Origin of the sequence: Kitasatospora phosalacinea, assembly GCF_000717185.1 — a bacterium.
GTDB lineage: Bacteria > Actinomycetota > Actinomycetes > Streptomycetales > Streptomycetaceae > Kitasatospora > Kitasatospora phosalacinea_A.
On sequence record NZ_JNYE01000099.1, the window covers coordinates 14551 to 29457 of the forward strand.

A 14907-nucleotide genomic window follows, 5' to 3' on the forward strand; every position below is an offset into this window, starting at 1 on the left:
GCGTCCTACTGCATGATTTCCAGGTGCGGGTGGTCGAAGGACGAGGGGCAGTAGTAGAGCTGCATGTCGTAGCATCGTCCGATCATGATGCCGATGTCCTCGGTGAGGTCCCGGTCCTCGACGGGGTCCCAGCTGCTGCCGTCCAGAGCACCGGAACTGATCGTCAGCAGCGGATGCATGACGCGGTCGCAGGTCGCGCACCGCATGACCGAGGGGTCCCGGAAGCTCCACGGTGCCCAGCCTCCCACCTTCCACCCCGGGGCGACCGACAGTTCGCACTGGTAGTAGGCCCGGAACTCCTCGGGATGGAGGTACCGGGGATCGGCACCGGTGAACTCCCTCTCGCACCAGTCCTCGATGCGCTCCCTGAGGTCGTCCTCCAGCTCTAGCGGCGACTGGTACTCGGTCACCACCTCGGGGTGCAGCACGCACGGCTCGGGCACGTAGTCGCCGTAGTGCGACACGTCCACGGGCTGCGGCGCCTCGGCCAGCAGCTCGCCCGCCTCGGCGGAGGAGCGCCACACCACCCTGGTGGCGGGCATCCACTGCGGTTCGTGGTTCAGCGGGCACCACAGCACCTGGAACAGGTCCGCGCCCTCAGGGCGGGGCAGGCCGGGGATGTCGCGTGCATAGAGCTGGGCGACCGGCAGCAGGGCGTTCGGCTCCCCGCTCCACGGGTGCCCCTGGTGCGTCGCCTCCAGCGCCGTCCGCCAGTCCTCGGTCGTGCTCCAGCCCGCCCCGCCGACCCTCTGGAGCTCGCGGCGCAGCCTGACGTCGGCTGGCGACACCGGCGGCAGGTCGTCCTCCGGGTGCGGGCCGTGGCAGACCGGCCAGGGTTCCCCGGCCGGCCACAGCAGCGGGCCGCCGACCGAGCTGTCGTGAACGGTCGGCGCGCCCAGGCGCGGGTGCAGGCGGACCGTCTGCCGTGCGAGCGGTGCCAGTTCCGGGAAGGCCGCGGTGACGTCCGTGCGGCGGGGCGGGGTGGTGCGGGTCATGAGGACCATCTTTCAGCGGGGCGAGAACGCGGAACGGACCCTGGCCGGCACTCCCCGACGGGTGCGGCCCGGAACGCGCATGATGCCAGAAGTCGAGATCAGCCCCGTCCACCACCGCGCACCCTGGTCGCAGTGCCCGACAGCGAACGGCCCGGCGCGGCGAGTTCCGCCGGAGCGGCGGCGGCAACCGTCGCGCCCGAGCGGCATGTACCGGGCCTCGGCACATCGGCGCACCTGAGAACGACGGCCGCCGGAATTCCGGAACGAATCGCACGCCTGTTCGTGAAAGGGGTTGCGGGTGGGCGGGGCGCGGTGGGGGCATTCACGGGTTTCCTGGTGGTCGGCCCCGGCCGAATACCGGCCAATGTTCGGAATTGCGGCCCTCTCGTTCCGCGTGGTGCACAAGATGGTGGACGTGCGCCGGTAGCGGACCGGCCGGACCGGAGGGGACCGGAGCGATGAGGGCTGAAGGGGTGGGGGCGGCGCGGGGAGCGCCGGAGGCGGTGGTGGAATTCCCGGCCGGGACGGGTGCGAAGGGTTCCGCCGGAATTGGCCTGCCGGGCCCGCTGGCAGGTCGGGAACGCGTCGCGCCGGCCATTCTTCCGGTCCCGGTGAAAGCGGGCGGAGAACCGGACGGATGGCAGGCCTCCCGGTGTCACGGGCGCCTCCGGGACACCGGGCCGGCGGTCTCCGCCGCGGTAGCGGGGGTGACACCGTCAGCGGCTGCGCTGAACTTCCGCTCCGCCGTGCCGCCGCACACCTGGCAGGACCTGATCGAGCGGGGACGCAGACGCATCTTCCCGCGGGGAACGAGGCTGTTGCGACAGGGCGAGTCGTCGGAATCCGTGATCGCCCTGGTCGAGGGGCAGGTGCGGGTGACGCGCATCGGCGAGGCCGGTGACGAACTGGTCCTGATGCTGCGCGGGCCGGGGGAGGTCCTGGGGGAGATGGGCGCCCTGGCCGGGCGGCTGCGTTCGGCGAGCGTGACGGCGGCCCAGCGCTGCGTGGGCGTGGTCCTGCCCGCCCACGCCTTCCGCGGATACGTGGACCGCCACGAACTCCGGGACGTGATCTACCGGTTGACCGTCGAACGGCTGCACCGGCAGGAGCGGCTGCAGGTCGGGCTGCGGAACCCCAGCCCGGTGGTCCGGATCGCGATCGTGCTCGGCATGCTGGCCGAGGAACTGGGGCGGACCGAGGGCCCTGCAGTGGCGCTGGACCTGGGAGTGGCCAGGGTCGAACTGGCCGCCATGGCCAGGATGGGGCGCTCCTCCGCCGTGGCGGCGCTGAGCAGCCTCCAGGAGGCCGGGATCGTCTCGTCCGGCAGGCGCCGTCTCGTCGTCACTGATCCGGCACGGCTGGCAGCCGCGGCCCGGGGCGAGCCGTACGCGCCGGTGCCCGGCCGGGTGTGACCCGGCGCACACCCGCACCGTCCAGCGGTGGACGGTCCCGGCGGGCCGACTCCACGAGGGTGGCTGCTGCCGCGATGCGCGGCACCGGACACGACGAGAGGGGACCCACGTGCTGCCGTCCTGGGAACTGCTGTGGCCCTACCGGGCCGTACTCGCGGTCGACGCACGGAACTTCGGAACGCTGACCAGCCGGGAGATGCAGCAGGTCAACGCGGACATCCAGCGCCTGCTCGCGCGGGCGCTGAACAGCATCAACGTCAGTGCCCACTGGGAGTACCGGAGCTTCGGCCAGCACACCGGGGACGGCTACGTCGCCGGTGTGGACCCGGAGATCCTCCCCGCCCTGGTCGGCTGCTTCCCCAGCGCCCTGCACGAGGAGCTGACGAAGCGTCGGGCCGAGCGCCCGCACGAGCGTCCGCTGCAACTGCGGGCCAGCATCCACGTCGGGCCGCTGCCGAGCAGCGGGCTCGGTGAACCGATGGTGCACACCCACCGGCTGCTGGACGACCCGGTGCTGAGGGAACTGCTGGCGCGGGCCAACCCGGAGATCACCAACACCGTGGTGATCATCTCCCAGCGGGTCCACGAGGACGTCTTCCAGAGCGGCTGCATCGGCGGCAGCGCCCTGGCCGGGCAGTTCGCCCCGCACCTGGTGAAGGTGAAGGCCTTCGAGCAGCCCGCCTGGGTGCACGTCCCCGGAATCGACTGGCGCCTCGCGGACCCCGCCGTCTTCGGCACGGGGGCCGACGAGCCGGACCCCGGACCGTCCCCGGCCGGGACGGGCGGCGGCTCGCCGCAGCCGGTCGGAGGCGGCGGGGTCGGGCCGGTGTTCAACCAGCACGGCCAGAAGAGCGTCCAGGCGGTGGACCTGACGGTGCACGGGTCGGTGATCCGGTGAACGGCTCCGGACCGGACGAGCCCGGGCAGCTCGGGCCGCAGCACCCCGGCCCCGTGCCCCCGCCGACGTCGGCGGCTCCGGTCGGACCTGCCGCGGCTCAGCCGCAGCCGCTGGTACCCCGCACCGACGGGCCCGAACCGCTGCCGCAGCCGGTCGGGCCCGGCTCGACCGGGCCGGTGTTCAACCAGAGCGGCGAGAAAGGCGTCCAGGCGTACAACTACAACCTCTACCTGCACGGCGACTACGTGGCTCGCAACGAGGTGCCGCCCACCGACCCCGAACTGCGGGCCGCCGCGGACGACCGGTTCGTGCCGCCACGGAACGCCGAGCAGTGGAAGGCCGCGCACGAGGCCGCCGCGGAGTCCGGTGTGGTCGTGCTGAACGCCCCGGCGGGGACCGGGCGGCGCACGCAGGCGCTGCGGCTGCTCCGGGACCTGGGCGTGCGGCGCTTGGAGGAACTGGTCCCGGAGTGGTCCAAGGTCTCCACCGGGCCGCTGCCGAAGGACGGGGGCTGCGGGTTCGTCCTCGACCTCTCCAGCCCGTCCGGTGCCTTCGAGGACCGCTTCGCCGACCGGCTGGCTGCTCACGGCCGGGAACTGCGCGCCATGGACTCCTGCCTGGTGGTGCTGACCACGCCGGACGACTGGGACGGCAAGCTGGCGGACGGGACGGCCGGGTTCACCGTGTGGCCGGAATCCCCCGACGCCCGGCCGCTGGTCCGGGCCGAACTCCGGGCCAGGGGAGCGTCCGACCGCGTCAACTGGCTGGACGAGGCGGCGCTGAAGGCCGTGTGGTCCGGGAATCCGCCGGTCGGAGAAGTCCGGCGGCTGGCCGACCTGGTGGCGAAGGCGGCGAACCGCGACGAACTCGCCGAGAAGGTAGGCGAGTTCACCAACTGGCCGACCGTCGTGGACGGGCTCCTGCAGAAGGGCGAGGCGGCCGGCCCCGACGCGGTGCTGGCGATCCGGGCGACGGTGTGGGCCGGTGCCCTGCTCGACGGGGCACGACGCAGTTCGGTGCTCCGGGCCGGGGACATGCTGCAGGAGCGGCTCGGACGGGAACGCTCGCCGATCCAGGTGCTCTCGGACGCGACCGGTGCGAGCAGGCTCCGCGCGGCGGGCCTCGAATCCGACGGCGAACGGGTCCACCACGCCACCCGCAACCCGGGCCTCGCCATGGCGATCCTGCGCAACCTCTGCACCGAGTTCCCGAACCAGCAGGACGAGATCCGGGGCTGGGCCGTCGCGGTGGTCAGCGACCGGAACATCCCCGAAGCCGACGCCCGCATCGCCGCGCGGACGCTGCGGAACCTCGCGGTGGAACGGCGGGACCGGGCCGTCCTGGACGCACTGGCAGAGGCCCCGCCCAGTCGGCGCCCCCTCACGGTGGAGACCTTCACCGAGGCGGCGGGTGACCCCGAGATCGGCCGCTACCTCCAGGCCAGGCTGCTCCAGTGGGTCAGCAACAGCAGGACCGACGAGAACAAGGTCGACATGGCGATCGAGCTCTGCGGCGGGGCCTGGGGGCAGCGGCACCCGCTGCTGGCCCTCACCCGGTTGAACAAGGCGGCCGGGCGCAAGGAACGGGAACTCGGGACGGAGCAGGTGCGCCGGGCCTTCCGGAACCTGGTGACGGCGCGGCCGGAGGAGGTGCGCACGGCGCTCCGGCAGTGGCTCAAGGACCCCAAGGTGTGGTCCGACCCCAAGCTGGAGCGGCAGGTGCTCGCTTCCTTCCTCGCAGTCATCAGCAGCGACGAGGGGGCCGACCTGGTCCTGGCGGAGGCCCGCGACCCGGCCGCCCGGGCCCTGGTCGTCAAGGCCTGGCAGGGACTGCTGACCCTGGAGGACGGCGAAGAACCCGGACTCGACCAACTGCGGCGCTGGAGCGACCGGTTCGAGCAGCACGACGCCCACCGGGACGCCGTGCAGGCCCTGTTCGTCGATGTCCTCGCACCGCGCGGGTACCGGGCCTTCTTCGACCGGGTGCTGATCGACGGGAGCGGAGCCGTCAACCCGTTCTGGCGCGAAACCCTGCGGCGGACCGGCGAGAGCGTCGAACCGTCGGAGGAGACCGGCGCGCCATGATCCTCGGCGGTGTCGGCCCCCGGTGGGGCCGCGAGCGCGGACGGGTGCGCAGCCAGTGGCCGACCGGGCTCCCCGGCGTCGGCTTCCGGGTGCACGGCGTCATCGCCCTCCGGCTCCCGCGCGGGAACCGGGGGGAGCGTGCGGCCGCCGCGGCGGCCGCACGGCTCGCACTGGAACGGCAGGGACGGACGATCGCGGCGCGGCACCGGCCGGACGAACTGGAGGTCGCCCGGTTGGAGGTCGCCAGGCAGACCGTGCGGTGGCGCGCCCTGGAAGAGGGCGGGGACGGAGGCCACTGGAAGGCGCGGCTCACGTTGTCGCTCGGGAAGGAGGACGGGGCCAGGTCCCAGGCGTACCTGGACTCCCTCCGGGCCGCCCGCCTGCGGGCGGAGCAGGAGCAGGTGGGGCGGGACGTGTTCCAGGAGGAGGTGCTCGCCACCCCGGACGCCGCACGCGTCTGGTGGCTGCTCACCCACACCGGCGCCGCCCCGCGACCCGACTGGAAGGAGTTCCGGGAGCACATCCTCCCGCTCGTCGGCGGCGGTGACGACGCGCAGTCCAGGACGGACCGGTTCGTGCACGGGTTCGCCCGGTTCTGGGACCACCTGGGCGCCGACCCCGGTCAGCGCGTCCGGTTCATGGAAGTCGTGGACCAGGTCCTGGCCCGCATGGGGTGGCCGGCCCTCGAGAACTGGGGACTCCCGCCGGAACCCGGGCCCGAGGTCGACCCCGGGCCCGAGGTCGAACCCGAACCCGAACCCGGGCCCGGGCCCGGCTCCGCACGCCGGGCGCGGAGCGGCGGGAAGGGGGCGGCGGGATGAGGGCGTCCGCGTGGCGGTGGCTGCTCTCCCCGCTGACGAGCCTGCTGGCCGTGCGGATCCGGATCGCGGAGCCGAACCGGATCTCCTTCGACGAGGCCTGGCAGTACGCCCGGGTGCAGCTGCGTCCCGACGAACTGGAGTACCGGTGGCACCGGCGGCGCGGGAGCCCCCGCGGGGGCGGGGCTCAGGCCGGGTCGCCGGGGGCGGGGACGCCGCTGTAGGCCGGGGCGAAGAGGACCAGGGCGACCAGGTCCTCGGTGATGTCGTGGAAGCGGTGCTCCTCCCGGGCCGGGACGAAGAGGGAGGTGCCGGGACCGACCTCGATGGTGCGGCCGCCGGAGGTGAACCGGGCGCGGCCGCGGGTGACCACGTAGACCTCGTCCTGGAGGTGGGGTGACTGCTCGTCGGCGGAGCCCGCGGGGAGCGAGTAGGTGCCGAAGCTCAGCGCGGGCACGCTCAGGTGCTCCGCGTAGTCGGGCGAACCGTCCGGGCCGGGGCGGAAGTGGCCGCTGTCGATGATCTCCATGGTGGCCGATCCTCGCACGGCGGGTCGCCCCGGGGGAGGGGGCGTCGGGGAAGCGCGAGGAGGGCCTCGGCCGGATCCCCCGTCACCAGGGCGGGGGCGAGCTGCTCGCGCAGGGCCGGCGGGTGCCGGAGCAGGCGCGAAACCAAGCGGGTGGGCAGGTCCTCCTGGACCGCCGGCGCGCCGAGTTCGAGATCCGGGTCCGGAACCGGGTCCGTGGACCGCAGGGTGGAGCGGCCGACGGGCCCGCTCAAGGGACGGGGCGGCGCGGGGTGTTGACGGGGGGATAGCACCGGGCGCGCGGCCGGTAGGTTCGGCGGGTGGACACGGGAGGGCCGCCGGGCGGCGGTGCGCGGATGGGCGCGGACGAGGTGGAGGCGCGCTGGGCCGGGGCCTGGCGGCCCGAGCAGGTCGCGGGGCGGCTGGCGGGGTTCGCCGCACCCTGGTGCGTGGCGGCGGGCTGGGCGCTGGACCTGTTCCTCGGCGGGCAGCCGCGGGCGCACGGCGACCTGGAGGTCGCCGTGCCGGCCGGGGCGTTCGGGGAACTGCGCGCTTGCTTTCCCGAGTTGGCGTTCGACGCCGTCGGCTGGGGCCGGACCTGGCCCGACGCCGGGCCCGCGGTGCTGGCGGCGACCCGGCAGACCTGGGCGCGCGACCCGGCGAGCGGGCAGTACCGCTTCGACGTGTTCCGCGAACCGCACGAGGGCGGGACGTGGATCTGTCGGCGCGACGAGCGCCTGCGGCTGCCGTACCCCGAGACGGTCGAGCGGACCGCCGGGGGCATCCCCTACCTGCGGCCCGAACTGGTGCTGCTGTTCAAGGCGAAGGCCGCCCGGGACAAGGACCGGGCCGACTTCGCCCGCGCCCTGCCCCGGCTGGACGCCGGACGCCGCCGGACGCTGGCCCGCTGGCTGCGCGACGCGCACCCCGGGCACGAGTGGCTGTCGGCGCTGGAGCAGCCGGGGCGGTAGCGGGGGCGGTACCGGGGCCCCGGCCGGGTGGGGGGCCGGCCGGGGAGGGTGGGGCGCCGTCAGTCGAGGGCGGCGGCGGTGATCCGGGCGCGCGGGAAGCTGCCCCGCTCCAGGGCGTCGACGGCCGCGGAGGCGAAGTCGCCGGTGGTGAGGCGGCTGACGCCCTCCGCGTTCGTCAGCGGGGCGTCGGTGGCCGCCACCCGGTAGCGGCCCGTCCGGGCGCCGGGGACGAGGTGCACCGGGGGCGGGCTGAAGTACGTCCACTCCACCGGGGTGTCGGCGGCGCGCAGCAGGTCGAGCGCGGCTGTCTGGTCGCGGGCGGTCTCCAGGTACTGGGCGGGGAAGCCGGGGGAGTCGACGAAGCGCTCGCCCGGGGCGTGCTCCAGGCTGCCGCCGCCGCCCACGAACAGCAGCCGCGGCACCCCCGCCTTCGGCAGCGCGGCCAGCAGCGCCCCGGCCGCCCGCGGCACCAGCCGGTCGGGCCCCTTGAGCGCGGCGACCACCGCGTCGTGCCCGGCCAGCACGGCGGCCAGCGCGGCTTCGTCCGCCGCGTCCGCGTCCGCCCGGCCGAGCGGGGTGACGGTGTGGCCGCGGCGCCCGGCCTCGCGGGCGATCTCGCCGCCGAGCTGCCCGCTCGCGCCGAGCACGGCTATCCGCAGCGGGCGGGGCTCGGCCAGCCGGTCGAGGAAGGCGGCGACCAGCGGGGCGATCTCGGGCGCGCACTCCTCCAGGGCGAAGTGGCCGGTGTCGAGCAGGTGGACCTCGGCACCCGGCACGTCCCGCCGGTAGGCCTCGGCCCCGGCGGGCAGGAAGAAGGGGTCGTTGCGGCCCCACAGCACCAGCACGGGCGGCCGGTGCTCGCGCAGCCAGCGCTGCCAGACCGGGTACAGCCCGACGTTCGAGTGGTAGTCCAGGGCCAGCGCGGTCTGCGCCTCGCGGCGGCCGGGCAGGTCGAGGAAGTGCTGGTCCAGCGTCCAGCCGTCCGGCGGGACCAGGGCGGGTTCGGCGGCGCCGCCCTCGTACTGGCCGCGCGTCACCTCCAGGGTGAACAGCGGCTGGACGGCCTCCGCCGCGCCCGGCTCGCCGGTGCGGTGCGCGATCGTGCCGAGGGCCAGCTCGGACAGGCCCTCGGCGTACGCGTTGGCGTTCTGCACCACCAGGCCGGTGACCAGCTCCGGGCGGCGGGCGGCCAGCCGGAAGCCCACCGGGCCGCCGAAGTCGAAGGCGTACAGCGCGAAGCGCTCCAGGCCGAGCGCCCCGACGAAGCCCTCCAGGACGTCGGCCAGCGCGTCGAAGGAGTACCGGAAGGAGGCCGGGGCCTCGGTGTGGCCGAAGCCCGGGTAGTCGGGGGCGATCAGCCGGAACCGCGAACCGAGGGCGTCGAACAGGCGGCGGAACTGGTGCGAGGCCGACGGGAAGCCGTGCAGCAGTAACAGGACCGGCGCGGTCTCCGGCCCGGCGGCGCGGTAGAAGACGCGGACGCCGTCGACGTCCACGAAACGGTGCTCCACGCGGGGCAGGGGCAGGGGCGTGGGCAGGGGCAGGGGCATGCGGGCCCTCTCCAGGACGCGGACAAACGCAGGCAGTCCTGCGTTAGGCTCGATCCTGGCGGAAGCCGCGCCACTAACGCAAGGGGATTTTCATTTGGCACCCGAGGGACTTGACGCCGCGTCAGGAGAAGCCGCCGGCCCCGCCGGCTCCACCGACCGCACCGGCCCGGAACCCGCACCCGGCACCCGCCGCCCCGGCGGACGCACCGCCCGCACCCGGGCCTCCGTCCTGGAGGCCGCCCTGGCCGAACTCGTCGAGCACGGCTACGCCGACACCCGCATCGACCGCATCGCCGGCCGCGCCGGGGTCGCCGCCACCACCGTCTACCGGCGCTGGGGCAGCCTGGAGAACATCGTCGTCGACCTCGCCGACCACCTCGCCGTCTCCGTCACCCTGCACGCCGACGTCACCCTCGAGGAGCACCTGCGGACCGTCGCCCGGGCCGTCGTCGCCCTGCACGGCGACCCAGCCCACCGGGCCTGGCTGCGCGCCATGGTCTCCGCCGCCGCGGGCTCCCCGAAGGCCCAGGGGGCGCTCTCCGCGGTGCTCGCCAACCGCCGCGAGCTCACCTCCGGCGCGGTCACCGAGGCGATCGCCCGCGGCGAGGCCCCGCCCGGCACCGACCCCCACGAGGTCGTCCGGGCCACCGTCGCACCCCTCTACCTGCGGATGTACATCACCGGCGAGCCGGTCGGCCCGGCCGAGGCCGACCGGGCCGCGGCGGCCGCGGCGCTGGCGGCGCGGGCGGGCCTGTACGTGCTCGGGGAGGACGGCTGACGGGCCGCGGCTCAGCCGAGCCGGTCGAAGGTCGGGGGGACGGGCAGGGTGGTCCAGCGGCCGACCGGCCAGACCAGGACGCGGGCGCGGCCGATGACGTCGTCGACCGGGACGAAGCCGCCCCCGGGGTTGTGCAGGTACTGGAAGCGGGAGTCCTGGGAGTCGTTTCGGTGGTCGCCCATCACCCAGAGGAAGCCCGCCGGGACTTCGACCGTGCCGACCGGGAAGTCGTCGCAGGGGGTGGCGCCGGGGTAGAGGTAGGGCTCGTCCAGGGCGGTGCCGTTGACCTTCAGGGGCTGGCCCGCGTTGCACTCGACGGTGTCGCCGCCGACCGCGATCACCCGCTTGATCAGGTCCTTCTCGTCGGCGGCGGGCATCAGCCCGAGGTGGCTCAGCACGCCCTGCACGACGTTGCCGGAGCCGGTCGGCCCGCTCAGCCAGCCGCCCGGGTCCCTGAAGACGACGACCTCGCCGCGGTGGGGCCGCTCGCCCAGCCAGGGGCTGAACTTGTCGACGGCCACCCGGTCGCCCTTCTGCAGGGTGCCCATCATGGAGCCCGAGGGGATGACGAAGACCTGCACCAGGAAGGTCTTGACCAGCAGGGACAGCAGCAGCGCCGAGGCCACGCACCCCAGCAGGGTGCGGGCGCGGGAGGGGCCGAACACCCGCCGCAGCCGCCCCGCCCGCCCGCCCGTCCCGGGCGCGGAGTCGGGCCCGGCCCCGGGTCCGGCCCCGGGTGCAGGCCCGGCCCCGGGTTCGGGCGCGGGCCCGGCCTCGGGTTCGGCCCCGGGCTCGGGCGCGGACTCGGTGGCTGCGGTGGTCACGGTGGCTCCCGCCCGGGGCGGTCGGGCCGCGCCCGGGCGGCGGGGCGGCGGGTGATGACGGTCGGTCAGGACGGCCGTCATCGTACGTGCACCGCGCGTCTGCGCGGCGTAAGGGCGGGGGCCGGAACGGGCGCGGGAGGGCCGCGGGAACGCAGGTGTGCCGCGACCCGTCCCCCAACCGGTCGCGGCACACCCGCCGTACTACCTGGTGGTGCTGTGGTGGTCGCTCACGTGCTCCGGGTGGCTACAGGCGCTGCCACAGGGCCGGGACGACGTCCGGCGTCCAGGTGCTCTGCGAGGTGTGGGCCTGCAGGCACCGGTAGCTGACGCCGTTGTAGGTGACCGTGTCACCCACGTTGTAGGCCACCCCGGCGGCCCAGGTGCCGCCGCCGGTGCCGCCGCCGTTCACGACCAGGGTGTAGCCGGTGGTGTGGGTGGCGGAGGTGCCGGTGCCGGTGACCGTGATGGTGTAGGTGCCGGCGGGGGTGGAGGAGGAGGTGGAGACCGTCAGGGTCGCGCTGCCGCCGCTGGTGACGGAGGACGGGCTGAACGAGACGGTGGTGCCGGACGGGGCGCCGCTCGCGGTCAGCGAGACGCTCTGCGCGCTGCCGGAGCTGGTCGCGGTGGCGACCGTGGCGCTGGCCGCGGAGCCCGCCTGGACGGTGCCGGTGGACGGGTTCACCGCGAGGGTGAAGTCGTTGACCGGGGTGGTGGTGCCGCCGACCGAGGTCTTCCAGATCGCGTACGCCACGCCGTCGGCGTTCCGGTTCAGCACCGTCGCGTTGACGTTGGAGGTGGTGTCGCACGAGGAGTGGTAGCAGGAGTCGTACGACGCGCCCGCGGTGCCGCCCCACTTGCTCGCCTGCGAGGAGGACTTGGTGGCGCTGGCGCCCGCGGCGTACCCGGAGGTCGGGATGCCGCCCTGCTGGAAGGAGTAGTCGTCGGAACGGCCCTGGCCCTCGACGTTCTCCTCCGGCTGGAGGTTCAGCGAGTCCCAGTACGCCTTGAGCGGCGCGGCGGTGGCCGAGCTGACGTTGTTGATGAAGTAGCCGGCGTTGGTGGAGCCGACCATGTCGAAGTTGTAGTAGCCCTTGATCGCCGAGCGCTGGGTCGAGGAGAGCTGGCCCACGTAGTACTGCGAGCCCTGCAGGCCCTGCTCCTCACCGGCCCACCAGGCGAACCGGACGTGCCTGGTCATGGTCGGGTTCTGCTGCGCCAGGACGAGGGCGTTCTCCAGCAGCACGGCCGAGCCGGAGCCGTTGTCGTTGATGCCCGGGCCGGCCGAGACCGAGTCCAGGTGCGCACCGAACATGGTGACCTGGTCGGACGGGCCGCCCGGCCAGTCCGCGATCAGGTTGTTGGCGGTGTACGTGCAGGAGGTGCAGGTCTGCTCGGTGACGGTGTAGCCCGCCGCCGTCAGCTTGCCCTTCACGTACGCCAGCGACTGGCTGTAGCCCGCGCTGCCCGACCGGCGGTTGCCGCCGTTCTGCTGGGCGACGGTGTACAGCTGGCTCAGGTGCGTCTGCACGTCGGCGACGTTGATGTCCGGGGCCGAGCCGCCGGGGTTGCCCCCGCCGTTGACCGTCAGCTGGTACTGCGCGGTGTGGGTGGCCGGGCCGGTGCCGGTCACCGTCAGGGTGTAGGTGCCCGCCGGGGTGTTCGCGCCGACGTTGACGTTCAGCGTCGCCGAGCCGCCGGACTGCACGGTGGACGGCGAGACCGTCGCGGTGGTGCCGGACGGGGCGCCGGTCACCGACAGCGAGACGTTCGCGGCCGAGCCGGTGACGACGGTGGTGGAGACGGTCGCACTGGTCGAGCTGCCCGCCTGCACGGTGCCCGAGGACGGGCTCAGCGCCAGCGAGTAGTCGCTCGGGTTGCCGGCGCAGGTCGGGTCACCGGCCTGGGCCGGAACGCTGACGGCGTCCCAGGCGGCCTTGGTGCGGGTGAAGAGGTTGCAGGTCGAGTCGAGGTTCTTGGCCGCGGTCAGGGTCGCGGTCCGGTACTTCTTGTACGTCATGCCGCTGGTCTTGAGCAGCATGCCGCCGTAGAAGACCCGGCCCGCGTCCCGGATGCCGACGCCGGTGACGGACGAGGAGTTGCAGGTCGGGCTGGACGGCTTGCCGCCGCCCGGGTTGGAGCCCTCCGCCAGCAGGTAGAACCAGTGGTTCAGCGGACCGGCCGCCGCGTGCTCCTCCGTGTTGGGGATCGAGGAGGAGTAGCAGTTCGGGTTCCCGGAGATCTGCGAGGGGTTGTACATCACCCGGATCGGGCCCTGCCCGACCAGGTTGATCATCTCGCCGACCGTGTAGTCCGGGTTGTCGTACGGCGCCGGCTCGTTGGCGTACGCCTCGGTCAGCGCGCCCATGATGTCGCCGGTGCCCTCGCCCAGGCCCGCCTCGTTGTTGGCGCCGCCCGGCGTGTACTGGTCCAGGCCGTGGCCGAACTCGTGGCCCACCACGTCGATCGAGGAGATCCACTCGTTGGACTGGTTGTGGCCGATCGAGACCGACGAGCCGTCCCAGTACGCGTTGACGTCGTTCAGGCCGACCTTGACCGGCCAGCTGCCGCCGTTGCCGTTGTGGCCGTTGCGGCCCAGCCAGTCGCGGAGCATGTCCCACTCCTTCTGCGCCGCGAACATCACGTCGGCGCAGCCGGTCTCCTTGGAGGTGGCACTTCCGTTGCCCCAGGAGTCGGAGGACTTCGAGAACACCTGGCCGGTCGAGTAGTCCGCACAGCTCAGGCCCGGACGGCTCGGGTCGCGCAGCGAGTAGGAGCTGCCCGAACCGGTGGTGCTGATGGTCAGGCCCGCCGGGCCGTTCCACTTGCTGTTGATGGTGCCGGCCTTGACGTCGTCGTAGCTGTCCGCCACCTCGCCGGTGACCGCGTCCACGAACACGTGCAGGTGGCTGGGCCGGCCCTCGGCCGAACCCGTCAGCACCGACTCCCAGGCCAGCCGCGAGGTGCCGTCCTTGACCCGCACCACCAGCCGCGGCGCGTCCGCGGAGTCGACCTCCGCCAGCTGCGCGCGCGCCGTCCGCTCCGCGGCCGCCGCGCTCACCTTCGCCTTCGTCGGCACGCCGACCGGCCCGGACGCGGCGTTCTGCACGCCGCGGACCGTGCCCCGGCCGTCGGCGAGCACCACCGCGTCGCCGCCGACCACCGGCAGGCCCTTGTAACTGCGCTCGTACGAGACCGAGTACAGGCCGTTCAGGAACTGGGTGACGTTCCGGCGTTCGTAGTTCTCGTCCGGGCCCTTGGCCAGCGCGTCCAGACCGGCCGAAGCCGCCAGGTCCGCCGCCGAGACGGCAGCCGCCAGCGGGGTCGGGGCCGGCGTGGCGGAAGGGGGCGCGGCGTTCGCCTGACCGGCGAAACCACCGAGCATGCCTCCCAGCACGGCCAGGGTGGTGCCGGCGGTCAGCAATCTGCGTTTCATCAGAGCTCCTAAGCTCCTCGGGTGTGGGGGTGCCCGGAACCCTCACACCGCCGCCACGGCCCGGTCAACGGACCTGACAATCCCCGGCACGGGATGGCAAATTCCGTCAAAGCCATTGATCTAGAAGGGAATTGGCAGCACGTCAGCAAGGGTTCCAGCACCCCCGGGCCGGGGCCGGGGCAAGGGCCCGGACAAGGGCGACGGCAAAGAAGAGGTACAGACCACGCCATGTACGAGGCACGGTCGGGACGGGTACCGTCGCGGTTACGGCAACAGGAACGACCCGGGGGAGGTGTCGGCGGATGCTCGGGGCACCCAACCCGGTCGAACTGCCCGACGGCGGAAGCTGGCAGGAATTCGGCGCCCTCCTGCGCCACTGGCGCCGCCACGCCGGCTGGACCCAGGCCCAACTCGGCGCCGCCGTCGGCTACGACCACACCGCCGTCAGCCGCCTCGAACACGGCGCCCGCCGCGCCACTCCCCGCCTCGCCCGCCGGATCGACGAACTCCTCGGCGCCGGGGGCGAACTCACCCGCAGCCACGACCGCGCCGAGAGCGCCGAGGGCGACCGCCCCGCCCTCCCCCCGCACCTGCTGCGCCCCCCGCTGCCCACCGGCC

The 14907-nt window shown here is 74.0% G+C and carries 13 protein-coding genes; 8 read left to right on the forward strand and 5 right to left on the reverse strand.

What is annotated here, in order from left to right:
• Positions 1–5 precede the first annotated feature (5 nt).
• Entirely contained in the window at positions 6–995 is a 990-nt protein-coding gene (locus OO57_RS31065) for a hypothetical protein (protein WP_033256079.1), read from the reverse strand.
• A gap of 458 nt (positions 996–1453) precedes the next feature.
• Between OO57_RS31065 and OO57_RS47025 the strand changes: the two genes are divergently transcribed.
• The 5 genes from OO57_RS47025 to OO57_RS31090 all read left to right on the forward strand — a co-directional run bounded on the left by OO57_RS47025 (position 1454) and on the right by OO57_RS31090 (position 6431).
• On the forward strand, positions 1454–2407 hold the full coding sequence (locus tag OO57_RS47025) for a Crp/Fnr family transcriptional regulator (RefSeq protein WP_081974087.1): 954 nt from the start codon (positions 1454–1456) through the stop codon (positions 2405–2407).
• 109 nt (positions 2408–2516) lie between these two features.
• Positions 2517–3305: a hypothetical protein gene (locus OO57_RS39980; RefSeq protein ID WP_051778470.1), complete on the forward strand. Its 789-nt coding sequence runs from the start codon at positions 2517–2519 to the stop codon at positions 3303–3305.
• Between the two features lie 53 nt (positions 3306–3358).
• Entirely contained in the window at positions 3359–5389 is a 2031-nt protein-coding gene (locus OO57_RS31080; RefSeq protein ID WP_158715289.1) for a hypothetical protein, read from the forward strand.
• The gene (locus OO57_RS43080; RefSeq protein WP_033256068.1) at positions 5386–6210 is read left to right on the forward strand and encodes a hypothetical protein; all 825 of its coding nucleotides are present in this window, start codon (positions 5386–5388) and stop codon (positions 6208–6210) included. The genes OO57_RS31080 and OO57_RS43080 overlap by 4 nt, the downstream gene beginning before the upstream one ends.
• Entirely contained in the window at positions 6207–6431 is a 225-nt protein-coding gene (locus tag OO57_RS31090; protein ID WP_033256069.1) for a hypothetical protein, read from the forward strand. Before OO57_RS43080 ends, OO57_RS31090 begins: the two co-directional genes overlap by 4 nt.
• Here OO57_RS31090 and OO57_RS31095 read toward each other — a convergent pair.
• Positions 6395–6736 carry a cupin domain-containing protein gene (locus tag OO57_RS31095; protein ID WP_033256070.1) on the reverse strand — a complete coding sequence of 114 codons (342 nt, stop codon included), beginning with the start codon at positions 6734–6736 and terminating at the stop codon, positions 6395–6397. The genes OO57_RS31090 and OO57_RS31095 overlap by 37 nt on opposite strands.
• A gap of 353 nt (positions 6737–7089) precedes the next feature.
• On the opposite strand from OO57_RS31095, the gene OO57_RS31100 reads away from it, so the two are divergent.
• Positions 7090–7704: a hypothetical protein gene (locus tag OO57_RS31100; RefSeq protein ID WP_051778471.1), complete on the forward strand. Its 615-nt coding sequence runs from the start codon at positions 7090–7092 to the stop codon at positions 7702–7704.
• 59 nt (positions 7705–7763) lie between these two features.
• On the opposite strand, the gene OO57_RS41685 is transcribed toward OO57_RS31100, so the two are convergent.
• Positions 7764–9215: an alpha/beta fold hydrolase gene (locus OO57_RS41685; RefSeq protein WP_234337587.1), complete on the reverse strand. Its 1452-nt coding sequence runs from the start codon at positions 9213–9215 to the stop codon at positions 7764–7766.
• A 133-nt stretch (positions 9216–9348) separates the two neighbouring features.
• Between OO57_RS41685 and OO57_RS31110 the strand changes: the two genes are divergently transcribed.
• On the forward strand, positions 9349–10032 hold the full coding sequence (locus OO57_RS31110) for a TetR/AcrR family transcriptional regulator (protein WP_033256072.1): 684 nt from the start codon (positions 9349–9351) through the stop codon (positions 10030–10032).
• Positions 10033–10043: 11 nt separating this feature from the next.
• Here OO57_RS31110 and lepB read toward each other — a convergent pair whose 3' ends face one another.
• Positions 10044–10856 (reverse strand): signal peptidase I, encoded by an 813-nt coding sequence (gene lepB / locus OO57_RS31115; protein ID WP_033256073.1) that lies wholly within the window; start codon positions 10854–10856, stop codon positions 10044–10046.
• A gap of 244 nt (positions 10857–11100) precedes the next feature.
• Positions 11101–14289, reverse strand: coding sequence for a M28 family peptidase (locus tag OO57_RS31120; protein WP_033256074.1), 3189 nt, complete (start codon positions 14287–14289; stop codon positions 11101–11103).
• A 302-nt stretch (positions 14290–14591) separates the two neighbouring features.
• Here OO57_RS31120 and OO57_RS31125 point away from each other — a divergent pair.
• Positions 14592–14907 (forward strand): helix-turn-helix domain-containing protein (locus OO57_RS31125; protein WP_033256075.1); only part of this gene is annotated, 316 nt, incomplete at its 3' end.